Raw genomic sequence first — 24673 nt, forward strand, 5'->3', positions numbered from 1 at the left:
GGAGAACCATGCCGGACCATCCGATACGCAAGCAGATTCACCTCGTCGCCCACTTCCCGGGCGTCAACCACCACACCGTGTGGACCGATCCGGACTCGGGCAGCCAGATCGACTTCGACTCCTTCGTGCACCTGGCGCGCACCGCCGAACGCGGGCTGTTCGACTTCTTCTTCCTGGCCGAGGGCCTGCGGCTGCGCGAACACCGGGGCCGCATCCACGACCTGGACGTGGTCGGCCGGCCCGACACGCTCGCCGTGCTCAATGCCCTGGCCGGGGTCACCACCCACCTCGGCCTGGCGGGCACCATCAACACCACTTTCAACGAACCCTTCGAGCTGGCAAAGCAATTCGCCTCCCTCGACCACCTCTCCGGCGGGCGCGCCGCCTGGAACGCCGTCACCTCCTCGGACGCCTTCACCGGCGAGAACTTCCGCCGCGGCGGCTATCTCGAGCACGCCAAGCGCTACACCCGCGCCGCCGAGGTCGTGGACGCCACCCGCGCGCTGTGGGACAGCTGGCCCGCGGACGCGCTGCTGGTCGACCGCGAGCACGGCGTCTTCGCCCGGCCCGCACCGACTGTCCGGTTCACCAGCGACCAGTTCGACATCGACGGCGAGTTCGTGCTGCCGCGCAGTCCGCAGGGCTATCCGGTGCAGATCCAGGCCGGCGATTCCGATGAGGGCCGCGAATTCGCCGCCGCCAAGGCCGATGTCATCTTCAGCGCGCACGGCGAGCTGGAGGACGGGCGGCAGTTCTATCGCGACGTCAAGGACCGGCTCGCCAAGTACGGCCGCCGCCGCGACGACCTGAAGATCCTGCCCGCCGCCGGTTTCGTGCTCGGCGATACGCCCGCCGAGGCCGCGGAGAACGCCCGCCGCATCCGCCGCCAGCAGGTGACGCCGCAGACCGCCATCGCCTTCCTGGAGCAGGTGTGGGGACGCGATCTGTCCGCCTACGACCCGGACGGCCCGCTGCCGGATATCGATCCGGTGGACAATGCGAGCATCACCCGCGGCCGGGTCCGGCATGCCAAAGATCCACTCGCCGTGGCGAACGCGTGGCGCGCCAAGGCCGAGGCCGGGAACCTCAGCATTCGCGAGCTGATCATCGAGACCACCGCCCGGCAGCAGTTCGTCGGCACCCCGCGCCAGGTCGCCGCCGATATCGACCACTACGTGCAGAGCGATGCCGCCGACGGTTTCGTCCTCGTCCCGCACCTCACCCCCACCGGGCTCGACGAATTCGTCGACAAGGTGATCCCCGAACTACAAGCGCTCGGCAGCTTCCGCACCGAGTACACCGGCCCGACCCTGCGTGACCACCTGGGTCTGCGGCATCCCCATCACGGCACCGAAGGAGTACGCGCATCATGACCGCAACCGTCACCGAATTCGAGCAGCAGTGGGCCGAGTGGCGCAGCGAGCGCGACCGCTGGGCGCGGCAGCCCTTGGGCTGGCTCAGCCTGACCGGGCTGCACTGGCTCGGCGAGGCCGGGGAAACCTTCGACGGCTTACCCGGCACGTGGCGGGCCGATGGTGAAAACGTCCATGTCACCGTCGAATCCGAACCGCGGCCGGGCGAGGGCGAACTGTGGTTCGACGGCCGGGTGCTGTCGGGCACGACCACGCTGACGCCGGGTGAGGGACAGCCCGGACTCGAGGTGACGACCGGGCAGCGGGTCATCGAAGTGATCCGCCGCAGTGGGCAATTCGCGCTCCGCATTCACGACCCGGTGGCGCCCACCCTGGCGTCCTTCACGGAAATCCCCGCGTACCAGGCGGATCCGCGCTGGGTCGTCACCGGCCGCTTCGAGCCGTACGAGGTCGCCCGGGTCGTCACCACCGGCGCGGTGGTCGACGGCCTGGTGCACCACCATCCGGCCACCGGCACCGTCACCTTCCGGCTCGGCGAGGCCGAACACCGGTTCATCGTATTCGGCAGCCACACCACGGGACTGCACGTCCTGTTCACCGACGCTACCAGCGGCGTCACCACCTACGGCGGAGCCCGTCGCCTCGACCTGCCCCGTCCCGGCGCGGACGGCGCGGTGGTGCTCGACTTCAACCGGGCCGCCAACCTGCCCTGCGCCTTCACCGACTACGCCACCTGCCCGGTCGCCCCCGCCGAGAACCGCCTCCCGCTGGCCGTCGAAGCGGGCGAACGGGATCCGCGCAAGGAGTTCACCGCATGACCATCCCGCTCTCGGTCCTGGACCTGTCCCCGATCAGCGCCGGATCCAGCGCCCGGCAGGCCCTGCGCAACACCATCGACCTGGCCCGGCACGCCGAACGCCTGGGCTACCAGCGCTTCTGGATCGCCGAACACCATTTCGCCGCGGTCGCCAGCGCCGCCCCGACCACGCTCATCGGGCTCATCGCCGCCGCCACCGAATCCATTCGCGTCGGCACCGCGGCCGTACAGCTGGGCCATCACACCTCCTCCTCGGTGGTAGAGGCGTTCGGCACGGTCGACGCGCTGTACCCCGGCCGCCTGGACCTCGGACTCGGTCGCTCCGGTCACCGGAGCGACCGCGTACGCCCCTCCGATGTGCCCCCGGCACCGGCCCCCGATCGGCCCGCCGAGGTCCGCGACGGGGTGGTCATCCCGCCGCCCTTCGCCCCGGGCCGAGTGCTCGATACCACCCGGTTCGCCGCCGGATTGGAGAACCTCTACCTGCCCGGCGCGCAGCCGCTGCCCTACACCCGGCAGGTGCAGCAGATCCGCGCGCTCCTCGACGGCACCTACACCTCTGCCGAGGGGGTGCCGCTGCGCGCGATTCCGGGGGAGGGCGCGGACGTGCAGCTCTGGCTGTTCGGCAGCAGCGGCGGCGAAAGCGCCCAGTTGGCAGGACAATTGGGGCTGCCGTTCGCGGCGAACTACCACGTTTCCCCGGGCACCATCGTGGAGACCGTGGAGTCCTACCGCGCCGCCTTCCGTCCCTCGGCCCGCTATCCCCGCCCCTATCTGGTGGTCTCGGCGGATGTGGTCGTCGCCGAGGACGATGCGACCGCGCGCTATCTGGCCTCCACCTACGGTCACTGGGTCCACAGCATTCGCAGCGGCGCCGGCGCGGCCGAATACCTGGATCCCGACACCGCGCCGCCGCTCTCCGCGGAGCAGCGCAGCCTGGTCGAGGATCGCGTGACCACCCAATTCGTCGGTTCGCCGGCCACGGTCGCCGAACGCCTGAGCGCTCTCCAGAAGCTCACCGGCGCGGACGAACTCCTCATCACCAGCGTCACGCACGATCACGAGGACCGCCTGAACTCGCACCGCCTGCTGGCGCGGGAATGGGGCCTGACCCACGTGCGCGCCGCCTGAGACGCTCCGCCGCTCGTCAGGGAAGGGGACTCCGGAAACGAGCGGCGGAGCACCGCACCGTGCGCTGGGCCGAGCGCGGTGCGGCACCGGAGCCGGGTCCGGACAGTGGACCGTCCGGGCCCGGCTCGCGGACATTCGCACGGACATCGGAGCACCAATCGCGGCGCAGTGCCACGACAGCGAAAATCCCCGCCGGACATGGTGTCCGGCGGGGATTCCCGGGTGCTCAGCGCGCGGTGCGGGTCGCCCGTCGCATGGCCGAGAGCGGGTCGGCGTAGAACACGCTCAGCGAGGTCACCGCGGCCGCGAACTCCTGCACCCGGCCACCGAAGCGGCTGATGCGCAGATCCGCGGCCGGCAGCGTGGTGCTCTCCGCGAACGCCTGCGCCACCCGCTCCATGCCGGGCCGGTAGCCGGTGAACGCCTGACCGCCCAGGATCACCCGCTCCGGATTGAACATATCGCGCACCAGAGCCGCTGCGCGGCCGAGGATTTCGGCCCGTTCCAGCAGCAGTTCCCGGGCCGGTGCGTTACCGGCGTCGGCAGCCCGGTACAGGTCGGTGACGAGCGGCCGGCGCGGCGCCTCCGGCCGGGGCAGAATGCCCTTGCGCACAGCGCGTTCCAGCAGCGCCCGCTCCCCGACGGTGGCCTCCAAGCAGCCGCGCCGGCCGCAGGTGCACTCCACGTCCGAGCCGGTCGGCAAGTGCGCGATCGAGCCCGGTCCATTCGCGGGCGTGTGCACCCGATCGTGCAAAGTGACTGCCACACCGGCGGTTTCGCGAGCATAGATGTAGAGGCTGCTGCCCGGGCGGGTCTCCTCGCCCGAATCCCGCCCCGCGAGCAGCAGTTCGGCGGCCGCCATGGCCTCCACATGCGTGGATACCGACACCGGCAGATCCAGCACGCTGCTGAACACCGCCGCCACCGGCGCGGCCTGCCAGCCCAGCCGCGGATGATCGACCTGCCCGGCGGTGGCCTCCACCCGACCGGCCAGGGCGACGCCGGTCCACAGCGGCTTGCGCCGCGGCAGCCGATCCAGGAAGGCCTTGGCGCTGCGCGCCACAATGGTCAGCGCCGCGTCCTGACCCGTTTGCGGCGTGGCGATTTCGAGCCCGCCGAGAATCCGCCCGGACAGATCGGCGGCCACGATGCGGGTGACCGTGGAGCCGATGTGCACGCCCAAGGTCACATACGAATCGGTATCGACCTCGAACGGCACCCGCGGCCGGCCGACCGCGCCGGACGCGGTGAGATCGGCCCGCTCGCGCAGCAGCCCCGCCGAAAGCAGCGCCGACACTTGGCGATTCACAGTGGCGATGCTCAGCCCGGTGGTCTGGGCGGCGATATCGCGGAACAGCGGTCCGCGAGTGGCGGCGCGCAGCACGGCGGCCGCCGGATTGTCGGTGATCCGCAGTTCCGGCGGCACCGCGGGCCGGGCCGGGGCCAGGCGCGCCGTGGTGACGGCGGCGGCCTTCGGACCGGCGATTTTCTGAGTTCGGTCGAGCGTGGGGGAAGACAAATTCGAATCCTTGCTGCGGTCCCACTGCGACGACAGGGAGACGGATGCCTACAGGAGCGATCAGCTGTGCAGCGAGGAACCCGGATACGGGTAATCCGGAATCAGTACTCGGCTGCGCGACGGCAGGAACAACACAGTTCCCGCTGACGCGGCAGCCGCACACCCAGCGCGACGGTCACATAGGTGACCCGCGCGGCCTTGGGGCGACTGGAAGACATGGGATCAAAGTTAACATCCGGCTCAGCCCAATAGGAAGCCGTGTGCGTTCCGCGCACGCCTTCCGGGACCCAGAACACTCGGGAAATGCCTGGTGCACACGCATTCCGATCACCGTGATTCGAAGCTGTGACCCGGCCCGCACGGGTGGCGCAATACCCCGATCCGGCGGCATTCCGGCAGGCCGCGCGCTCGGGCGGGCGGCGTAGAAGCTCACCGCCCCCGTGTCGGTCGCCGTGCGTTCGGGCCGGGCGGCCCGCATCGCCATTACTTTCTGAAACCGCAGGTCAACGGCGGAAAGGAGATGAGGATGCCGCCGGAACCGATACCGCTGCGCGCCCCGGTCCGCCGGGCCGATCGCGCCCGCCAGGTGGCCGATATCCTGCGCCAGCAGGTGCACGCCGGCGCATTCGACCGCGCGCTGCCCAGCGAGACGGAGCTGGCCGCCGAATTCACGGTCTCCCGCAATACCGTGCGCGACGCCCTCGCACTGCTCAAGGACGAGGGACTCATCGAACGCGCCCCCAAAGTCGGCACCCATGTCGCGCGCCGCAAATACGACCACGGTCTCGACGCCCTGCTCGGGCTGAAGGAAACCCTGCGCGGCCACGGCGAGGTCCGCAATGAGGTGCGCGCCGCGACTCGCGTCACACCGCCGGCCGCCGTCGCCCGGCGGTTGCGGCTCGAGCCCGGACAGCCCGCCATCTAAATCGAGCGGCTGCGCTGGTTCGGCGATCTGCCGCTCAGCCTGGACCTCACCTATCTGGTCCCGGATATCGGCGACGAGGTCATCACCCGGGATCTGGAGACGAACGACCTGTTCGCACTGATCGAGCAGATCAGCGGCGGACCGCTCGGCTCGGCCGAACTGGCCCTGGAGGCCATCACCGCCGACGCCCACTCCGCCGCCACCCTGCAACTTCCCGAGGGCGGCGCGCTGCTGTTGCTGGAGCGGCTCACCAAGCTCGAGGACGGCCGCCCGGTCGATCTCGAATACATCCGGATGCGCGGCGACCGGATCACCATGCGCGGCAGCCTCACCCGGCCGCCCGAACGCACCGATTGGAGGCTGACCTGACATGGCCCTGGTCAATCAGCGCACCGATGTTCCCGTGACCATCGACGAATCCCTGTGTATCCAGGGCTGCACGCTGTGCGTGGAGATCTGCCCGCTCGACTCGCTGGCCATCGATCCGGACAACGGCAAGGCGTACATGCACGTCGACGAGTGCTGGTACTGCGGCCCCTGCGCGGCGCGCTGTCCCACCGGCGCCGTGACCGTCAACATGCCCTACCTGCTTCGCTGAATACCTAGGAACACCCATGAAGTACCGCCCCGCCCGCCTGACCGCCGTCGCCATGGCCGCGGCCCTCGCGCTCACCGCCGCCGCCTGCTCCCAGGAGAGCACCGGCACCGGCGACACCGTCAAACTGGTCATCGGCTACCAGTCCAAGACCATCAACACCGTCACGGCGGGAACCCTGCTGAAGGCCAAGGGCTTTCTGGAACAGCGGCTCGGGAAGCTGACCGAGGCGGGCGGGCCCGAGTACCAGGTGGAGTGGCAGGACTACGACACCGGCGCGCCCATTACCGCGCAGATGGTGGCGGAGAAGATCGATATCGGCTCCATGGGCGATTACCCGTTGCTCATCAACGGTTCTCGCACGCAGGACAACGAGCGCGCCAAGACGGCGCTGGTGTCCATCACCGGCTACAACCCCAAGGGTGCGCTCAATATGGTTGTGGTGCCGCCCAATTCCACGGCGCGGACCTTGAATGATCTGGCGGGACAGAAGGTTTCGGCCAGCGTCGGCTCCGCCGGGCACGGGACCCTGGTGCAGGCGCTCACCCGCGCGGGCATCGACCCCAAAACCGGCGTCGAGGTGCTCAACCAGCAGCCGCAGATCGGCGCGTCCGCCCTGGAATCCGGTCAGGTGGCGGGACTGTCGCAGTTCGTGGCCTGGCCCGGTCTGCTGGTCTTCCAGAACAAGGCCAAGCTCCTCTACGACGGCGCCGAACTGAACGTTCCCACCTTCCACGGCGTGGTGGCGCGCCGCGATTACGCGAATCAGCACCCGGAGGTATTGAACGCCTTCCTGCAGGCGCAGCTCGACGCGACCGAGTTCCTCAACAAGCAGCCCCTGGAAGCGGCGAAGATCGTCGCCGACAGCTCCGGGCTGGCCCAGGAAGTCGTGTACCTCTACAACGGGCCGGGCGGCACCTCCTTCGACACCACGCCGAAGGCGAAACTCATCGCCGCGCTCCAGGATGATGTGCGCTACCTGAAGTCCATCGGCGACTTCGCCGACCTGGACATCGGCAAGTTCGTCGACCCCACCGCATTGCAGAAGGCGTTCGCCGAGCGCGGCCTGGACTACGCGGCCGAGCTGGCGAAGACGGTCAACCCGTCCCTCGTCTCCGGCACCGACCCGGTGAGCGGCAAGCCCGCCGACAACCCGGCGCTGGCCGGCGAGATCTGGTTGCAGGGCCGGGACGAGACCCAGCCCGCCGCCGATCCGACCAGCCTGCTGCGCGCCGTGAAACAGGCTCGCGCCGAAGGCAAGACCGTGCGCGCCGCCTACGTCCCGGATGCCGAGCTCGGCACTCGCTGGTTCGCCGACAAGGCCGTGTGGGTGCGCGACGGCGACACCTACCTGCCCTTCACGACCGCGGCGGCGGCCCAGCGCCATCTCGCCGCCCACCCGGCCGGTGCGACCGTCACCTACGAGCAGGCCGTGAGCGAGGTACGGCCGTGAGCGCCCATCCCGCCGGGCCGCCGCCCCGCGCACCGCTGAACGGCGAGGTGCTCGGATGAGTACGGTGACCGCCGTTCAGCCGGATAGCGCTGTGGCCCGGGCGATCTCGGCGCCGGCGGTCGCGCGGCTCCGGGCGGGCCGGGCGGTGTGGCGCTCTCGGGTGGTCCGGCTCGCGTCGGTGCTGGCGGCCATTGGCCTGTGGCAGGTGCTGACCAGCGGCGACGTCCGGCTGTGGGTGCGGTTCGACACGCTGCCGAGCGTCACCGAGATCGTGCGGGCATTCCGGCATCAGCTGGGGACCGAGGTCTACTACCTGGATCTGGGACAGTCGCTCATCCGGATCCTGTCCGGATTCGGGCTGGCGGCGGCGCTGGGCGTGAGTGCCGGTGTGGCGCTGGGGCGTTCGCGGTGGTTCGCCGACACGGTCGGACCGCTGACCGAGCTTACGCGGCCGATCCCGGCCATTGCCATTGTGCCGGTGGCGATTCTGCTCTTCCCGGACGATGAGGCCGGCATCGTGTTCATCACCTTTCTGGCGGCCTTCTTCCCGGTCATGGTGTCCACCCGGCATGCGGTGCGGGCGCTCCCCACGATCTGGGAGGATTCGGTGCGCACCCTGGGCGGCGGTCGCTGGGACGTGCTGCTGCGAGTCGTCTTGCCGGGCAGCCTGCCCGGAGTGTTCGGCGGCCTGTCGGTGGGGATCGGGGTCGCCTGGATCTGTGTGGTGTCCGCCGAAATGATCTCGGGGCGGCTCGGGGTCGGGTATCGGACCTGGCAGGCGTACACGATCGTCGACTATCCGGGGGTGTTCGTCGGGATCATCACCATCGGCGCACTGGGGTACGGCACCTCCGCGGCGGTGGAGCTGCTCGGCCGCCGAGTGACGCACTGGCTCCCGCGGGTGCAGGAGGCGGCCAAGTGAGCGGCATCGGAATGAGCTTGCGGCTGGATCGGATTCGACTGTCGTACACGGGTGCGCCGGTCATCGCGGAGCTGTCGCTGGACGTGCGGCCGGGTGAGATCCTGATCCTCACCGGGCCCTCCGGCTGCGGGAAATCCACGGTCCTGCGCGCGCTCGCGGGCTTGCTGCGACCGGACTCCGGCCGGGTGCTGGCCGATGACGTCGCGGTCGGCGGCACCTCCCGCGACCGGGCCGTGGTCTTCCAGGACAATGCGCTGCTGCCCTGGCGCACCGTGCGATCCAATATCGAACTCGCCCTGAAGCTGCGTGGTGAGCCGCGTGCCGGTCGAAAGGCCCAGGCGGAGCGCTGGATCGAGGAGATCGGCCTCACCGGGTTCGCGGACTTCCTGCCCAAGAGCCTCTCGGGCGGGATGCGGCAGCGAGTGCAGCTGGCGCGCGGACTGGCGGGTGCGCCGCGCGCGGCGCTCATGGACGAGCCCTTCGGCGCGCTCGATTCGCAGACCCGCGCCACCATGCAGCGGCTGCTCGTCGACACCTGGCGCACCCATCCGACCACCGTCGTCTTCGTCACCCACGATGTGGACGAGGCGCTGCTGCTCGGCGACCGGGTGGCCGTGCTCGGCCGCGCGGGCGAACCGCTGCGCGCACTGCTGGAGGTGCCGCAGCCGCGCGAACTCGGCGTCGACCGTTCCGGCCTGCGCGCCGAAATCATTACCGCGCTGGATCATTCGGGCGATCTCGCCGCGCTCTGAAGATTCTCGCTTCCTTCGATCGAATGCTGGTGTGCTCATGGAGATTCCCGATCTGGCGGATACCGTCCGACTCGACTGCGACGTGCTGGTGATCGGCGGCGGCACCGCGGGCACCATGGCCGCGCTCACCGCCGCCGAAGCGGGCGCGAACGTGCTGCTGCTGGAGAAGGCGCACGTCCGGCATTCGGGTGCGCTCGCCATGGGCATGGACGGCGTGAACAATGCCGTCATCCCCGGCAAGGCCGAACCCGAGGACTACGTCGCCGAGATCACCCGCGCCAATGACGGAATCGTCAACCAGCGCACCATCTATCAGACCGCCACCCGCGGCTTCGCCATGGTGCAGCGGCTCGAACGCTACGGGGTGAAGTTCGAGAAGGACGCGTACGGGGAGTACGCGGTGCGCCGGGTGCACCGGTCGGGCTCGTACGTGCTACCCATGCCGGAGGGCAAGGACGTCAAGAAGGCGCTGTATCGCGTGCTGCGGCAACGGAAGATGCGCGAACGGATCCGCATCGAGAACCGGCTCATGCCGGTGCGGGTGCTCACCGCGGACGGCCGGGCCGTCGGCGCGGCCGCATTGCACACGCGCACGGGGGAATTCGTGGCCGTAGCCGCCAAGGCCGTCATCCTGGCCACCGGACCGTGCGGACGGCTCGGGCTGCCCGCCTCGGGTTACCTGTACGGCACCTACGAGAACCCCACCAACGCCGGTGACGGCTACGCCATGGCCTACCACGCGGGCGCGGAGCTCTCGGGCATCGAATGCTTCCAGATCAACCCGCTCATCAAGGATTACAACGGGCCCGCCTGCGCGTATGTCGCCAATCCCTTCGGCGGCTACCAGGTCAACGCGCTCGGTGAACGCTTCGTCGACTCCGACTACTGGTCCGGGCAGATGATGTCGGAGGTGAAGCGGGAGATCGAATCCGCGCGCGGGCCCATCTATCTGAAGGTCTCGCACCTGCCGAAGGAAACCCTCGACGCGCTCGAAGGCATTCTGCACACCACCGAGCGCCCCACCCGCGGCACCTTCCACGCCAATCGCGGCCACGACTACCGCACCCACGACATCGAGATGCACATCTCCGAAATCGGCTTGTGCAGCGGGCATTCCGCCTCCGGAGTCTGGGTCGACGAACACGCCCGCACCACCGTCCCCGGCCTCTACGCCGCCGGCGACCTGGCCTGCGTGCCGCACAACTACATGATCGGGGCCTTCGTCTACGGCGATCTCGCGGGCGCGCACGCCGCCGCCACCCTCGCCGCCACCCCGGCTCCCGGAGAACTGCCCGCCGATCAGCTCGCCGCCGCCCACGAACTCGTCTACCGCCCGCTGCGCAATCCGGAGGGCCCGCCGCAGCAGCAGGTGGAGTACAAACTCCGCCGCTTCGTCAACGACTATGTGGCGCCGCCCAAGACGGCCACCAAGCTCTCCCTCGCCATCGAGACCTTCGATCGCATGCTCGGCGATCTCGAGACCATGGGCGCGCAGACCCCGCACGAGCTCATGCGCTGCGCCGAAGTCGGCTTCATCCGCGACTGCGCCGAAATGGCCGCGCGCTCCTCGCTGACCCGCACCGAATCCCGTTGGGGTCTCTACCACGAACGCGCCGATCTGCCCGAACGCGATGACGTCGAATGGCGCTACCACCTCAACCTGCGCAAGAACGCCGACGGGGAGATGGAATTCCTGAAGCGCCCGGTCGCACCGTATTTCGTGCCGGTGCCCGGCCTGGACGCACTGCCGTCGGACGAGACGGCCGTCCTCCCCGTGGCACAGCCCCCGCTCATCGGCAGCCCGCCCAATCTGGGCGAGGAGGCCCGGACACACCCCACGCCGGTGGCGGCCGAAGCGCAACGACAGACCCTCGCGCCGCGAATCGCCCTGCTGCTGGGCTTGGACGCACCCGATGTCGCCGAACTCGCCCCGTTCCTCGACGATCCGGACCCACAGGTGCGCGCTACCGCGCTGGCGGTGCTCACCGAGGGCGCCCCGGATGGTTTCGGCGACCGCCTCATCGCCGCCCTGGGCGATCCGGACGCCCAGGTCCGCGCCGCGGCCGTGGCCGGACTGCGCGAGCTGGTGGAAATCCTGCCCGCCGCCTCCGGACTCGCGGTGCACACCGAATCGCCCGATCCGCTGGTCCGCGCCGCCGTGGTGGATCTGCTGCGGGCGCTGCGCCGTGGCACACCCGAGCTGTTCGCCAAGGCCGCCGTCGATCCGGACCACCGGGTGCGCATCGAAGCCGTCAACGGCCTGGTCTCCCTGGACGATTGGCCCGCCCTGACCGGCGCCGCCCACGACGACAGCCGGGAGGTCCGCATTGCCGCCGCCCGCGGGCTGGCGACTATCGGGGCCGGTGGTCTGGACACGGTGCGCCTCCTGGTGGGCGACCGCGATCCGCTGGTCCGCGCCGCCGCCCTCACCGCCCTGTCCCGGCTCGGCACCGCCGACGACGCGCCCACCCTGGCCGCCGCGCTGCGGGACTCCGCCTGGCAGGTCCGCGAAGGCGCCGCCCGCGGACTACCTTCGGCCGGACCCGAACTGGCCGCCGAACCACTGCGCGCCGCCCTCGCCGACGTCCACCCGGACGTCCGCAAGGCCGCCGTCCTCACCCTCACCACCTGGCCGGAGAACGACTCCGCCCGAACCGCTTTGGAAACCGCCCTCACCGACACCGACGCGGACGTCCGGGCGTACGCGCGACGAGCCCTCGCAGTGCACTCGGGCGCATGATTCTGGGCCGCTGGGCCGCAGGAATGTGGGGTTGGCGTGGTTGCGGGCGTGGGGTTTCAGGGGCGACAGCCCCTGAGGGCCCCCGAGAGCGGGGGCCTATCCAACCCTATTCGGCGAACAAGCCCTCCACGGCCGTAATGAAATACGGGAAGTGGCTCGCGAATCGGTGCAGGTTCTGATCGCCGTCGAAGCCGCCGAACCAGTACAGGCCGGGTACGCCGTCGTCACTCGGATTCAGGTCCCGCCATACGCGCACCCAGTGATCGCCGCGCCGCCCGGCCACCATGAACGGCAGGCCGCGCGAGAACATGAGCTCCTGGTACGGCTCGGGAACACGGTGCGGGACAGTCCCGTCCAGGGCGCGCACCATGCCCTGCACCCGGGTCGCCATATCCCGGCCGAGCGCGGTGCGTGCGGGCAGATAGCGGGGGAGCAGCAGGGCCGCCACGCCGCCGAGGGCGATGGCCACACCCACCAGGGCGTGGCCCGGGCCGAGCGCCAGCACCACGGTCGCGATCGCACCGGCCGCGATCAGCCCGACGCCGAGCCAGAATTCGAAGCCGCGCCGGGAGCGGTCGATGAAGGCGCCGCGCGCGGTGGCATCGTCGATCAGCGCCTTGCGCACCTGCGCCACGGGGAGCTTCCCGCGCAGTTCCGACAGCAGCACCGCGTCGGCGCCCTCCGGCAGCAGCGCCGCGTAGACGGCGCGTTCGTAGCCGGTCAGCTGCTCGTCCGGCGGGTTCATGCGGGAGAAGCGCCAGTCCGAATCACCGGCCACCGCTACCCAGATATAGCTGCGCACAGCCAGATCCACGATGGTGGCGGCCATGTCCCAGGAGTCCACATAGCCGTCCACCAGTAGTCCGGCCATACCCGGGGTCACACCGTCCGGAGAGGCGAACTGGGCCCGATCACCGTCGCGCTGAAGCGGATCCAGTATGTCGTCATCGCCGGGCGTGGCTCGCCGCGCCCACACCACGTACCCGGCGGCGGCCGCCAGACCCGCCAGCAGCACGCCGAAGGCGGCCAGCACGGGACCCGTTACCGAGAACGGGCCGGGCGCAGTGTCGTCCTGGATATCGGCATTGGCCTCGACCGTGCCCGGCGGGAGCTGCAGCGTCACATCGAGCACGTCGCCCTTGCGCAGATCGGTCTTCTCCAGATGCGCGACCCCGTCCGGTTCGACGCGAATATCCGCGCAGTCCTGCGGATTTCCCGGCGGCCCGATGGTGCACTTCGTCACGCCCATCCGGAAGTCGGGACCGGTCACCGTCGCGCTGATCGACGCCACATCGGTGTTCAGCACCCCGGTCCAGTGGAAAACCTGTGCGCCCGAGGCATTGCTGACCGTCTTGTGCACCGTGTACTTGACGGTCACCGATCGGGGCCGCGCCACAATGGTGAACCGGTCGTCGCCAACGGTCGCCTCACCATCACCGGAGGCCTGCACATCGGTGACCTCGAAGCGGCGCTGCACGCCTTCGGCGATCTGCACCCGCAGCGGCAGCACCTGCCGGAATTCGCCGCCCTCGGGTACTTCCACGGTTTCGGTGACACGCAACAGCCCGTCGTCACCGAGATCCACCTCGGCGACGATCCGCACCCCGTCCGCCTGCGCCCGGGCGGCCGGCGCGGCCACCCCTAGCAATGTCAGCAACAGCGCGACGAGGGCAGCCCCCCGAAAAATCCGCATGGAAGGCTACTTTAGACAGCTTGCTATCCTTCCGAAGCGGCTGTCGGTTGTCTCTGAGAACGAGGGGGTGCGGGGGGATGACTCGCCCACCGTCCGGACAAGGACCCAACCCAGCCGGTGGACGGCCTCCGCAACCGGGCCCCTGGCCCCCGCCGCCGCAGCAATCACCCCGCCAAGCACAGGGACCCGGATATCCCCAGGGCCCGGGATATCCGCAGCGCCCGTGGCAGCCGCAGGGGCCGGGACAACCGCAGCAGCCGCGGCAGCCCCAGGGCCCGGGATATCCGCAGCGGCCCGGACAGTCACCCGCGCAAGGCTTTCCGCAGGTACCGGGGTATCCCCAGCGTCCGGGCTACCCGCCGCCCGGCTACCGCGCCCCCGCCGGCTACGGCGCTGCGGGCCACGCGCCACCGCGGCAACCCGGCTACCGCCCGCCCATGCCGCCGCCCGCCGCCGCCACTCCGGTCGGCGCGGCCCACACCCCGCCCCCGCCGCCGCGGCGCCGGCGCTGGGGCACCCTGCTGCTCATTCTCGTCATCCTGGTGACCAGCGTGGTGCTGCGCGCCGCGTTCAAGAACGGCCTGAACGCGCTCGGCTCCGGCGATTCCGTCCAGACCACTTACGATCCGGAACCGGGCGGCGCGAGCCTCGGCGTGGCCGACACCGCGAACAACCCCTTGGTCACCGATACCGATCTCACCCTGCTGCCCGCGCGCTGCGCCTACTCCGCCTGGGGCACCGACGTGAGCACCGCGCGCACCTTCTTCGAAACCGCCGCGGGGTGTTTGGAGAGCGCGTGGCAGCCCGCCTTCGCGGAGGCCGGGCTGGCCTTCGATCCGCCGAAGCTCATGGTCTCCGCCGACACCAGCGGCATCACCACCCTGTGCACCGGCAACAGCAGCAATTTCGCCGCCTTCTACTGCTCGGCCGACAAGACCATCTACATGCCGATCAGCCAGCTGCAGACCGATCTGTTCGGCAACAACTGGGTCGTCTACCTGTCGGTCTTCGCCCACGAGTACGGCCATCACGTCCAGGCGCAATCCGGCATCCTCGGCAAGGTGCACACCGAGCGCCGTCAGGCCGGCGCGCGCAGCGACCTCGGCCTGGAACTGTCGCGCCGCACCGAACTTCAGGCCAACTGCTTCGACGGCATGTACCTGTCGTCCTCCTCGCACGGCGGTTCGCTGACCTCGGCGCAGATCAGCGTCGCGCGCAATGACGCCTACGGCCGCGGCGACGCCCCCGGGGACATGCGCGACCACGGCACCTCGGAGAACGGCGGGGCCTGGTTCGAAATCGGCTACGACAAGAACCTCACCTTCGAGTGCAATACCTTCAACGCCCCCGCGGCCAAGGTGAAGTGACCCGAAAGCGGAAGGGCGGCAGGTCTTTCGACCTGCCGCCCTGCTTCCACCGCTCGCGCTAGTGCCCGAACGGCCCCTCACCGAGCTTGCGCGGCCCATGGCCGTGCCCGCTCACACCTTCCGCGTACGCGGTCTCCGCGTGCAGCGCGAAGTCGATACCGGAGATCTCCTCCTCCTTGCCGACCCGGAAGCCGATCACCAGGTCGATGACCTTGCCCAGCGCATACGACACACCGAATGCGAAGGCCGCCACCGCGACAACGCCCACCGCCTGCTTGCCGAGCTGGCCCAGCCCGCCGCCGTAGAGCAGCCCCTCCGCGCCGCCCTCGCCGGTCATGGCCTGATTGGCGAGCAGCCCGATCAGCAGCGTGCCGACCACGCCGCCCATGAAGTGCACGCCCACCACGTCGAGCGAATCGTCGTAGCCGCCCTTGAACTTCCAGCCCACCGCGAACGAGCACACCACGCCCGCGACCAGGCCCACGATCAGCGCGCCCATGGTGTTCACGTACCCGCAGGACGGGGTGATGGCCACCAGGCCCGCCACCGCGCCGGAGGCCGCGCCGAAGGTGGTCGGCCGGCCGTCGCGCACCTGTTCCACCACCAGCCAGCCCAGCATGCCGAGGCAGCCGGCGACGAGGGTGTTCAGGAAGACCGCCGCGGCGGTTCCATTGGCCGCCAACGCCGAACCGGCATTGAACCCGAACCAGCCGAACCACAGCAGGCCCGCGCCCAGCAGCACGAACGGCAGATTGTGCGGGCGCATGGCATCGGTCTTGAAGCCGATGCGCGGACCCAGCACCAGGGCCAGCGCCAGCGCCGAAGCGCCGGAAGCGATCTCGACGACCAGGCCGCCCGCGTAGTCCAGCGCGCCGAACTTGGTCAGCCAGCCGTCCGGGGTCCACACCCAGTGCGCGATGGGCGCGTACACCAGCAGCGCCCACACCGGCACGAAGACCATCCACGCGGAGAACTTGGCGCGATCGGCGATGGCGCCGCTCACCAGGGCGATGGTCAGAATGGCGAAGGTCAGCTGGAAGGTGACGTAGAGCAGTTCCGGGATGGCGGTGTTCTCCCGCACCGTGGACGGGTCGATGCCCGACAGCCCGAAGAACTCGAAATTGCCGATGAGCCCGCCGCCGGCGTCTTCGCCGAAGGCGAAGCTGTATCCGGCCAGCAGCCACACCACCGTCACCAGCGGAATGGAGATGAAGCTCATCATCAGCATGTTGAGCACACCGCTGGACCGCACCATGCCGCCGTAGAAGATCGCCAGGCCCGGCGTCATGAGCAGCACCATGGCCGTGGCCGCGAGCAGCCACGCCGTTGCCGCCGGATCGATGGTAAAGGTCATGTTGGGGGTAACTCCTTCCGCGCGTGATCGCGTTGCACGGAAGTTACCTTTTCCTCACGTTTCGGCGCTGTTACGAAAATGAGGACTTGGATACGTGTCTGTAACAGGTCTAGCTGCGACGATCCCGGCTCTTGCGGCCGAGCGCGCGCAATCCGCGAGGTCCGGCCACGGGCAGGCCGTCGTCGAGGCCCATCCATTCGGCGGTGGTGAGCCACTGCTGCTGGGAGCGGGCGTCGGCAGTGTCGTTGAACACGCGGCGGCCGCGATCGTCGCGCAGTTCGTAGGCGAGCACCGACCAGCGCGGCGGGCGGCCGTGCTCGGCCACTTGATCCCGCAGATACGCCGCGACCAGGGTGCCGATGGTATTCACCGGGCGTAGCGAAACCCGATTTCCATAACGCGCGGCGTGGAAACGCCTTCCTGCGCACAGGGATCGGGGAGCGGCGTTATAGGCGATCCAGCCGGCGCGCTGTGCGCGCTCGATCAACCACAAATGTTTGACGGCGGTCGGCGGAATGTTGCCGACGCGATCGCGAATGAGATTGAAAACCGGTTCGGAAAGCAGAATGTCGCGACGGGTGGGACCGGTTCCGTGCGCGGTCCAATATTCGTCGGTCAGCTTGGCGAGCACCCGGCCGAAATCGTCGATGCTGCGCTGGGCGCGGCGGCCCAGGCGTTCGATGCGCTCGGCCTCGGCGCGCATGTCGTTCTGCACGATGAGGGTGTTGATGGCCGCCATGGTCGGCACCTGGCCGCGTTCCAGCAGCTCCAGAATGGCATTGGCGGTGGCCGGATCGGCGGCGGCGGAGACCGGTAGCGAATCACGCTTGAGGTCGTAATCCTGCGGGGCGATGGCTCGGCTGAGCAGATCGACGGCGGCGGTGTTACCCGCGAAGTCGGTGCTGGAGAGCCAGGCTGCGGCGATGACGTCGTGCTGCGGCACCAGGGCGATTCCTCCGGGAGATTTGGTTGTGCCCCGGTCGGGATGAGGGACCGGCCGGGGCCACCAACCTGATGAAGGTTTGGCTACCGAAGTTGCCGATGTCCACGGTAGCCAAACGATTGCGATCTTGCTGCATCGGTTGATGGGATCGTTATGTCGGCTCTGCGGAGTTGAAACCGAACGCGCATCAGTAAATGGTGATCTTGGGTGGAAGACGCGTCCGGCTATGCCTTTTCTGAAATCGCGCTGAGAATTTGCTCGACATGATCACAAACTTTGCGGTCGGTCTCGGGCGTTTTGAACGGGCGACCGGAATGCATGTGATTTGAATCACAGGTTTGGATGTCCAGACTGGATGAACCCAGCAATCCGGACAACCGGCGAGCCGATCGGATGCCGCGCGGGCAGCGAATCGCTCGATGTCGCCCCTACTCGGTACCCTCGGGCCGTGGCTCTGTACCGGAAGTACCGACCGGCAACGTTCGCTGAAGTGGTGGGGCAGGAGCACGTCACCGATCCCCTGAGCACCGCGCTCGACACCGGCCGGATCAGTCATGCCTATTTGTTCTCGGGCCCGCGCGGTTGCGGCAAGACCTCCTCCGCGCGCATCCTCGCGCGCTCGCTGAACTGCGTCGAGGGCCCGACCTCCACGCCGTGCGGCGTCTGCCCCTCATGCGTGGCGCTGGGCCCGGGCGGCTCCGGCAATCTCGATGTCATCGAACTCGACGCCGCGAGCCACGGCGGCGTCGACGACACCCGCGAACTGCGCGACCGCGCCTTCTACGCCCCCGCCGAATCCCGCTACCGCGTCTTCATTGTCGACGAGGCGCACATGGTGACCACCGCGGGCTTCAACGCGCTGCTCAAGATCGTCGAAGAGCCGCCCGCCCACCTCATCTTCGTCTTCGCCACCACGGAACCGGACAAGGTCCTGCCGACCATCCGCTCCCGCACCCACCACTACCCCTTCCGCCTGCTCCCGCCCGCCACCATGCGCGGCCTGCTCGGCAAGATCTGCGAGCAGGAGAACGTCCAGGTCGAAGAGTCGGTCTACCCCTTGGTCATCCGCGCCGGCGGCGGCTCCCCCCGCGACAGCCTCAGCGTCCTCGACCAGCTCCTCGCCGGCGCCGGCCCCGAAGGCGTCACCTACCCCCGCGCCGTGGCCCTCCTCGGCGTCACCGACGTAGCCCTCATCGACAGCGCGATCGAGGCCCTCGCCGCCGCCGACGGCGCGGCCCTGTTCTCCGCCATCGACCACGTCGTCGAGGCCGGCCACGACCCCCGCCGCTTCGCCACCGACCTCCTCGAGCGCCTCCGCGACCTCATCCTGCTGCGCGCCGTCCCCGACGCCGCCGACCGCAACCTCGTCACCGGTCCCGGCGACGTCCTCGACCGCATGCGCGACCAGGCCACCCGCATCGGCCCGGCCACCCTCGCCCGCTATGCCGAACTCCTGCACGAGGGCCTCGGCGACATGCGCGGCGCGACGGCCCCCCGCCTCCTGCTCGAGGTCATCGCCGCCCGCATGCTCCTCCCCGCCGTCTCCGACGCCGAAACGGCCACCCTGCAACGCCTGGAAACCCTGGAACGTCGCGTAGCAAGCGGCCCCATCCCGGCCGCCGCCCAGTCCGCGGCCCCTGCAGCCGCGCCGGCTTCCGCCGCGCCGACCGCCCCGCAGGCCCCTGCCTCCGGCGAACCGCGGCGTCGCGGCGCGGAGGCGCTTGCCGCCCTGCGGGAAAGCCGCTCCGGCAAGGGAGCGGCGTCCAGCGCGTCCGCACCGGTTCAGCCATCCGTGCCCAACCAGGCTGCCGCGGACGGGAATCCGAGCCATGCCGGACAAGCCCCCGCGCCACAGGCGTCGGCTCCCGCTCAGCAACCGCAGGCCTCCGCGGGTGGGACGGCGGCCGGCGCTGGATCCGCTCACTCGACAGCAGAGGCCACAGCGGCGGCGCCGCAAGGAGATTCGCCGGAGCCCAGCCGCCCGGCCACGGTCCGGCCGCCCGAGATGAACGCGGTGGGAGCCGTCCCCGCCGAAGTCGCACCGGTGCCGTCGGCCCGCGCGGGTGAAGACGCCGCCTCCCAGCACGCCGCCGCGCCTGCGCCGAGCGCTGCCGCCCCATCCACGGCGGCGGCCGGCTCGCAGATCGGTACCACGTCCGCCGAAGGGGCGTCGGCCGTGTCGCCCAATGCCCCGGCTCCGGCAAATGAAGGCAGTGAGCCGCCACAGGTTTCCCGATCCGCGTCGGCTTCGCTGCCTTCGCGGCCCGATGGCTCGGCGAACACTCCTCCTCACGGGACGGCGTCTGCGCCGACGCCCGTAGCGGCTGTCCCTTCCGCCGAGGCGCAGTCTCCGGGCGGACAGTTCGCGTCGGAGAGCGCAGCGGTGGCCCCGGACCGGATGGCCTTCTCGACGCAGCAGTCGGCGGTGGCTCCCGACACGACCGCTGCCGCCGCCGGGGCGGGTGCGCCCGCGCCATCCGCGCAGGCGCCTGCCGAAGTGGCGCCCGAACCCGGTTCCGCGGCGGTCGGTTTCGAGGAAACCGCTGCCCCGCAGGCGGCGCTGCCCGCCGACGCGGTCGCTGCGGGCGACGTCGATCCGAGCGATGTCAGCGATGTCGAAGCCTCGGGTGGCGCGCCCGCGGGTGCGGTGGATTCCACTGAAATGGCCGGTCTGTCCGGGGCGGATGTGCTGCGGGAGATCGAGGGGGCCTGGGCGGATATTCGGGCCAAGGTGCGGGAGTTCGGGTCGGCGGCGGTGCAGGCGCTGTTGTCGGGCGGAACGGTGCTGCGGGTCGAGGGGGAGACGATCGTCTTCGGGCATCAGCATGCGCCGTTGGCGCAGCGGTTGTCGCAGCCGGCGAACCTCGATGCGGTGCGGTCGGCGGTGCGGGCCGTGCTGGGGCGTGAGCACGACATCAAGTGGGAGGTCGGGGGTTCCGGGCCCGCCGGCGCGGGGCGCGGGGCGGGGGCCGGGCCGGGGGGCGGCGGTAAGAGCGCGCCCAAGAAGGAGGCTCCGCGGTTCTCGCGGCCGAGTCAGGCGAAGGCGGCGGGGAGTGCGGCCGCCACGGTTGCCGCGCCCGCGAATGCGGGTGGGTGGGGGACCCCTACCGCAGGGGGTGTGGACAGCGATTCGGGGAATGCCGGGCGGGGTGGATCCGGGGCCGCGGCGGCGCCGCCGGAGGACGATATTCCGCTGCCTGACGGGCCGGACCTTCCGGACGATCCCGGGGCGGGGGACTACTCGTCGGTAGGTTATGACGGCGTCCCACCTGCTACTACGGAGGAAGAGGAGCGGGAGATGTTGGCGGACGCGGCGCGGCCGGTGCCGGCCGAGGAACGCCGCGACCCGGATGAGGTGGCCTTGGAACTGTTGCGGTCGGAATTGGGAGCTACGCCTCTGGAGGGTTGACAGTTCCCCTGTGAGGCACATTAAGTTAACCGGAGTTCGCACTCGGCGGTACTATGATCGGGTGGCCGTGAGTATCGGTTGGCGAGGGTTCTAAGGTATGCCCAGGCGTACGGGCTGCCAGAGCGCACGTCGGCCGGTTCATGAGGCTGTTTGTACAGCGTCAGGACGGTCGGTCGACAGGCCGATCGGGCAGGGTTACCCGCGGCCGCCCGCACAACGCGGTGTCGGCGCACCTTGAGGAAGGAAAACTCCGATATGACCACAGAGGCCTACATTTACGAGGCCATCCGCACCCCGCGCGGCCGCAACAAGAAGGGGTCGCTGCATTCGGTCAAGCCGATCGATCTGACCACCGGTCTGGTCGAGGAGCTGCGGAACCGTTACCCGAACCTCGATGAGGATCGGATTTCGGACATCATCCTGGGTGTCGTCTCCCCCGTGGCCGACCAGGGCGCCGATATCGCCCGCACCACCGTGCTGGCCGCCGGCCTGCCCGACACCGTCGGCGGCGTGCAGATCAACCGCTTCTGCGCCTCCGGCCTGGAGGCCGTGAACCTGGCCGCCCAGAAGGTGCGCTCCGGCTTCGAGGACCTGGTCATCGCCGGCGGCGTGGAGTCCATGTCCCGCGTGCCGATGGGCTCCGACGGCGGCGCCATGTTCATGGACCCGGCCACCGCGTACCCGAACTACATTGTGCCGCAGGGCATCTCGGCCGACCTCATTGCCACCATCGAGGGCTTCACCCGCGATGACGTGGACGCCTACGCCGTGCGCTCGCAGGACCTGGCCGCCAACGCCTGGAAGAACGGCTACTTCAAGAACTCCGTCGTTCCGGTCAAGGACATCAACGGCCTGACCGTGCTGGACAACGACGAGCACATGCGCCCCGGCACCACCGCCGAGGACCTGGCCAAGCTGAACCCGGCCTTCGCCGGCATCGGCGACATGGGCGGCTTCGACGCCGTGGCCATGCAGCGCTACACCTACGTCGAGAAGATCGACCACGTGCACCACGGCGGCAACAGCTCGGGCATCGTCGACGGCGCCGCGCTGGTGCTGGTCGGCTCCGAGGAGGCCGGCAAGGCTTCGGGCCTGACCCCGCGCGCCCGCATCGTGTCCACCGGCATCTCCGGCGCCGACGCCACCATCATGCTGACCGGTCCGACCCCGGCCGCCGAGAAGGCGCTGGCCAAGGCGGGCCTGAAGCGTGAAGACATCGACATCTACGAGATCAACGAGGCCTTCGCCTCCGTCGTGCTGAAGTTCCAGAAGGATCTGCAGATCCCGGACGAGAAGCTGAACGTCAACGGTGGCGCCATCGCCATGGGCCACCCGCTGGGCGCCACCGGCGCCATGATCACCGGCACCGTGGTCGACGAGCTGCACCGTCGCAACGCCCGCTACGGCCTGATCACCCTGTGCATCGGCGGCGGCATGGGCGTCGCCACCATCATCGAGCGCGTCTGACGCCCAGCCACCACGACTTTCGGGAGAACGAAACACGATGACTGAGAACATGATCAGCTGGGAGAAGGACGCCGACGGCATCGTCGTGCTGACCATGGACGACCCCAACCAGGGCGCCAACACCATGAACCAGCTCTACAAGGACTCCATGCGGGCCACCGTGGACCGCCTGGTCGCCGAGAAGGACGACATCACCGGTGTCGTGCTGACCTCCGCGAAGAAGACCTTCTTCGCCGGCGGCGACCTGAAGAACATGATGCAGACCGGCCCGGACGACGCCGCCGCCATCATGGAGGAGCTCACCTTCATCAAGAGCGACCTGCGTCGCCTCGAGCAGCTGGGCAAGCCGGTCGTCTCGGCGATCAACGGCGCCGCCCTGGGCGGCGGCCTGGAGATCACCCTGGCCACCCACTACCGCATCGCGGCCGATGTGAAGGGCCTGAAGATCGGCCTGCCCGAGGTGAAGCTGGGCCTGCTGCCCGCCGGCGGCGGCGTCACCCGCATCACCCGCATGCTGGGCATCGCCAACGGCCTGATGGGCGTGCTGCTGCAGGGCAACGAGTTCAACGCGCAGAAGGCCAAGGCCACCGGCCTGGTCAACGAGGTCGTGGGCTCGGTCGAGGAGCTGGTCCCGGCCGCCAAGGCGTGGATCAAGGCCAACCCGGACAAGGGCGTGCAGCCGTGGGACGTCAAGGGATTCAAGATCCCGGGCGGCACCCCGACCACCCCGTCGCTGGCCGCCAACCTGCCGGCCTTCCCGGCCAACCTGCGCAAGCAGCTCAAGGGCCAGAACATGCCGGCCCCGCAGGCCATCATGGCCGCCGCGGTCGAGGGCGCCCAGGTCGATTTCGACAATGCCTCGCTCATCGAGTCGCGCTACTTCGTCTCGCTGCTGACCGGCCCGGTCGCGAAGAACATGATCCAGGCGTTCTTCTTCGACCTGCAGTCGATCAACAACGGCGGTTCGCGTCCCAAGGACGTGCCGAAGCGTGAGATCAAGAAGGTCGGCGTGATCGGCGCGGGCATGATGGGCGCGGGCATCGCGTACGTCACCGCCAAGGCCGGCATCGACGTCGTCCTCAAGGACGTCACCATCGAGGCCGCCAACAAGGGCAAGAACTACTCCGAGAAGCTCGAGGAGAAGGCCCTCTCGCGTGGCAAGACCACCGAGGAGAAGTCCAAGGCGCTGCTGGATCGCATCAAGCCGACCGCCGACGCCGCCGACTTCGCGGGCGTGGACTTCGTCATCGAGGCCGTGTTCGAGAACCCGGAGCTCAAGGCCAAGGTCTTCGGCGAGATCGAGGACATCGTGGACGCCGACGCGCTGCTCGGCTCCAACACCTCGACCCTGCCCATCACCCTGCTGGCCAATGGCGTGAAGCGGGCCGAGGACTTCATCGGCATCCACTTCTTCTCGCCGGTCGACAAGATGCCGCTGGTCGAGATCATCAAGGGCGAGAAGACCTCCGACGAGGCGCTGGCCCGGGTGTACGACTACACCCTCGCCATCCGCAAGACCCCGATCGTGGTCAACGACTCGCGTGGCTTCTACACCTCGCGCGTCATCGGCAAGTTCATCAACGAGGCCATCAAGATGCTGGCCGAGGGCGTGGACCCGCAGACCATCGAGCAGGCCGGTCTGCAGGCGGGCTACCCGGCGGCGCCGCTGAAGCTGTCGGACGAGCTGAACTTCACCACCATGCAGAAGATCTACAAGGAGACCGCCGAGGCCATCGTGGCCGCCGGTGGCGAGATCGATGCCGCGTCGGCCGCGACCGCCGGCATCCTCGACAAGCTGGTGGGCGAGTTCGACCGCAAGGGCAAGGCCGGCGGCGCGGGCTTCTACGACTACGTGGACGGCAAGGCCACGGGTCTGTGGGCCGAGCTGCGCTCGCTGTTCAACACCTCGCGTGAGCTGCCCGAGGGCGTCACCTTCGACGACCTGAAGGACCGCATGCTCTTCGCCGAGGCCATCGAGACCCAGAAGTGCTTCGACGAGGGTGTGCTGACCACCACCGCCGACGCCAATATCGGCTCGATCTTCGGCATCGGCTACCCGGCCTGGACCGGTGGCACCCACCAGTTCATCGTCGGCTACCCGGGTGGACAGGAAGGCTTCGTCGCGCGCGCCGACGAGCTGGCCGCCAAGTTCGGCGACCGCTTCCAGGTGCCCGCCTCGCTGCGCAAGTAATACGGCGCTGCGGCGCTGAAAC

The 24673-nt window shown here is 69.5% G+C and carries 16 protein-coding genes and 1 pseudogene; 13 read left to right on the plus strand and 4 right to left on the minus strand.

All coding sequences use genetic code 11. The annotated features are described in order from the left end of the window. Positions 1-8: 8 nt before the first annotated feature. Genes ACFVIV_RS08320 through ACFVIV_RS08330 form a run of 3 tightly spaced genes read left to right on the plus strand, consistent with a single transcriptional unit; the run spans position 9 to position 3321 of the window. Positions 9-1373 (plus strand): NtaA/DmoA family FMN-dependent monooxygenase, encoded by a 1365-nt coding sequence (locus ACFVIV_RS08320; RefSeq protein WP_379194103.1) that lies wholly within the window; start codon positions 9-11, stop codon positions 1371-1373. Further along, on the plus strand, positions 1370-2191 hold the full coding sequence (locus tag ACFVIV_RS08325; protein WP_379194104.1) for a DUF1684 domain-containing protein: 822 nt from the start codon (positions 1370-1372) through the stop codon (positions 2189-2191). The genes ACFVIV_RS08320 and ACFVIV_RS08325 overlap by 4 nt, the downstream gene beginning before the upstream one ends. Beyond that, entirely contained in the window at positions 2188-3321 is a 1134-nt protein-coding gene (locus ACFVIV_RS08330) for an LLM class flavin-dependent oxidoreductase (RefSeq protein ID WP_379194105.1), read from the plus strand. Before ACFVIV_RS08325 ends, ACFVIV_RS08330 begins: the two co-directional genes overlap by 4 nt. Before the next feature lie 226 nt (positions 3322-3547). On the opposite strand, the gene ACFVIV_RS08335 is transcribed toward ACFVIV_RS08330, so the two are convergent. Next, complete coding sequence (locus tag ACFVIV_RS08335; RefSeq protein ID WP_379194106.1) at positions 3548-4840, minus strand: ROK family protein; 1293 nt, start codon at positions 4838-4840, stop codon at positions 3548-3550. 526 nt (positions 4841-5366) lie between these two features. Here ACFVIV_RS08335 and ACFVIV_RS08340 point away from each other — a divergent pair. The 6 genes and pseudogenes from ACFVIV_RS08340 (at position 5367) to ACFVIV_RS08365 (ending at position 12227) form a co-directional block, all read left to right on the plus strand. Continuing rightward, positions 5367-6134: pseudogene (locus ACFVIV_RS08340) on the plus strand (GntR family transcriptional regulator). A gap of 1 nt (position 6135) precedes the next feature. Then, positions 6136-6363 (plus strand): ferredoxin family protein, encoded by a 228-nt coding sequence (locus tag ACFVIV_RS08345; protein ID WP_379194107.1) that lies wholly within the window; start codon positions 6136-6138, stop codon positions 6361-6363. Positions 6364-6379: 16 nt separating this feature from the next. Further along, positions 6380-7813 (plus strand): ABC transporter substrate-binding protein, encoded by a 1434-nt coding sequence (locus ACFVIV_RS08350; RefSeq protein ID WP_379194108.1) that lies wholly within the window; start codon positions 6380-6382, stop codon positions 7811-7813. Positions 7814-7868: 55 nt separating this feature from the next. After that, complete coding sequence (locus ACFVIV_RS08355) at positions 7869-8735, plus strand: ABC transporter permease (protein ID WP_379194109.1); 867 nt, start codon at positions 7869-7871, stop codon at positions 8733-8735. Between the two features lie 11 nt (positions 8736-8746). After that, the gene (locus ACFVIV_RS08360) at positions 8747-9487 is read left to right on the plus strand and encodes an ABC transporter ATP-binding protein (protein ID WP_379194214.1); all 741 of its coding nucleotides are present in this window, start codon (positions 8747-8749) and stop codon (positions 9485-9487) included. Positions 9488-9524: 37 nt separating this feature from the next. Further along, the gene (locus tag ACFVIV_RS08365; protein ID WP_379194110.1) at positions 9525-12227 is read left to right on the plus strand and encodes a fumarate reductase/succinate dehydrogenase flavoprotein subunit; all 2703 of its coding nucleotides are present in this window, start codon (positions 9525-9527) and stop codon (positions 12225-12227) included. A gap of 106 nt (positions 12228-12333) precedes the next feature. Here ACFVIV_RS08365 and ACFVIV_RS08370 read toward each other — a convergent pair whose 3' ends face one another. Further along, positions 12334-13920, minus strand: coding sequence for a DUF2207 family protein (locus tag ACFVIV_RS08370; RefSeq protein ID WP_379194111.1), 1587 nt, complete (start codon positions 13918-13920; stop codon positions 12334-12336). A 437-nt stretch (positions 13921-14357) separates the two neighbouring features. On the opposite strand from ACFVIV_RS08370, the gene ACFVIV_RS08375 reads away from it, so the two are divergent. Then, positions 14358-15287 (plus strand): neutral zinc metallopeptidase, encoded by a 930-nt coding sequence (locus ACFVIV_RS08375; RefSeq protein WP_379194112.1) that lies wholly within the window; start codon positions 14358-14360, stop codon positions 15285-15287. Positions 15288-15345: 58 nt separating this feature from the next. On the opposite strand, the gene ACFVIV_RS08380 is transcribed toward ACFVIV_RS08375, so the two are convergent. Then, complete coding sequence (locus ACFVIV_RS08380; RefSeq protein ID WP_379194113.1) at positions 15346-16641, minus strand: ammonium transporter; 1296 nt, start codon at positions 16639-16641, stop codon at positions 15346-15348. Positions 16642-16750: 109 nt separating this feature from the next. Beyond that, positions 16751-17584: a hypothetical protein gene (locus ACFVIV_RS08385; protein ID WP_379194114.1), complete on the minus strand. Its 834-nt coding sequence runs from the start codon at positions 17582-17584 to the stop codon at positions 16751-16753. A gap of 448 nt (positions 17585-18032) precedes the next feature. Between ACFVIV_RS08385 and ACFVIV_RS08390 the strand changes: the two genes are divergently transcribed. From ACFVIV_RS08390 to ACFVIV_RS08400, 3 genes are all read left to right on the plus strand, one after another. Then, the gene (locus ACFVIV_RS08390; RefSeq protein ID WP_379194115.1) at positions 18033-20993 is read left to right on the plus strand and encodes a DNA polymerase III subunit gamma and tau; all 2961 of its coding nucleotides are present in this window, start codon (positions 18033-18035) and stop codon (positions 20991-20993) included. A gap of 255 nt (positions 20994-21248) precedes the next feature. Further along, complete coding sequence (locus ACFVIV_RS08395) at positions 21249-22460, plus strand: acetyl-CoA C-acetyltransferase (RefSeq protein WP_379194116.1); 1212 nt, start codon at positions 21249-21251, stop codon at positions 22458-22460. A 37-nt stretch (positions 22461-22497) separates the two neighbouring features. Continuing rightward, positions 22498-24651, plus strand: a complete 2154-nt coding sequence (locus tag ACFVIV_RS08400; RefSeq protein ID WP_379194117.1) for a 3-hydroxyacyl-CoA dehydrogenase NAD-binding domain-containing protein — start codon at positions 22498-22500, stop codon at positions 24649-24651. The last annotated feature ends 22 nt before the right edge of the window (positions 24652-24673 follow it).

It is taken from the genome of Nocardia sp. NPDC127526, from assembly GCF_042672265.1.
Classification (GTDB): domain Bacteria; phylum Actinomycetota; class Actinomycetes; order Mycobacteriales; family Mycobacteriaceae; genus Nocardia.

Bases quoted from the DNA above. Each gene is read 5' to 3' on its own strand.
- ACFVIV_RS08320 (WP_379194103.1), top strand. From the start codon at position 9: ATGCCGGACCATCCGATACGCAAGCAGATTCACCTCGTCGCCCACTTC.
- ACFVIV_RS08325 (WP_379194104.1), top strand. From the start codon at position 1,370: ATGACCGCAACCGTCACCGAATTCGAGCAGCAGTGGGCCGAGTGGCGC.
- ACFVIV_RS08330 (WP_379194105.1), top strand. From the start codon at position 2,188: ATGACCATCCCGCTCTCGGTCCTGGACCTGTCCCCGATCAGCGCCGGA.
- ACFVIV_RS08345 (WP_379194107.1), top strand. From the start codon at position 6,136: ATGGCCCTGGTCAATCAGCGCACCGATGTTCCCGTGACCATCGACGAA.
- ACFVIV_RS08350 (WP_379194108.1), top strand. From the start codon at position 6,380: ATGAAGTACCGCCCCGCCCGCCTGACCGCCGTCGCCATGGCCGCGGCC.
- ACFVIV_RS08355 (WP_379194109.1), top strand. From the start codon at position 7,869: ATGAGTACGGTGACCGCCGTTCAGCCGGATAGCGCTGTGGCCCGGGCG.
- ACFVIV_RS08360 (WP_379194214.1), top strand. From the start codon at position 8,747: ATGAGCTTGCGGCTGGATCGGATTCGACTGTCGTACACGGGTGCGCCG.
- ACFVIV_RS08365 (WP_379194110.1), top strand. From the start codon at position 9,525: ATGGAGATTCCCGATCTGGCGGATACCGTCCGACTCGACTGCGACGTG.
- ACFVIV_RS08370 (WP_379194111.1), bottom strand. From the start codon at position 13,920: ATGCGGATTTTTCGGGGGGCTGCCCTCGTCGCGCTGTTGCTGACATTG.
- ACFVIV_RS08375 (WP_379194112.1), top strand. From the start codon at position 14,358: ATGCCGCCGCCCGCCGCCGCCACTCCGGTCGGCGCGGCCCACACCCCG.
- ACFVIV_RS08380 (WP_379194113.1), bottom strand. From the start codon at position 16,641: ATGACCTTTACCATCGATCCGGCGGCAACGGCGTGGCTGCTCGCGGCC.
- ACFVIV_RS08395 (WP_379194116.1), top strand. From the start codon at position 21,249: ATGACCACAGAGGCCTACATTTACGAGGCCATCCGCACCCCGCGCGGC.
- ACFVIV_RS08400 (WP_379194117.1), top strand. From the start codon at position 22,498: ATGACTGAGAACATGATCAGCTGGGAGAAGGACGCCGACGGCATCGTC.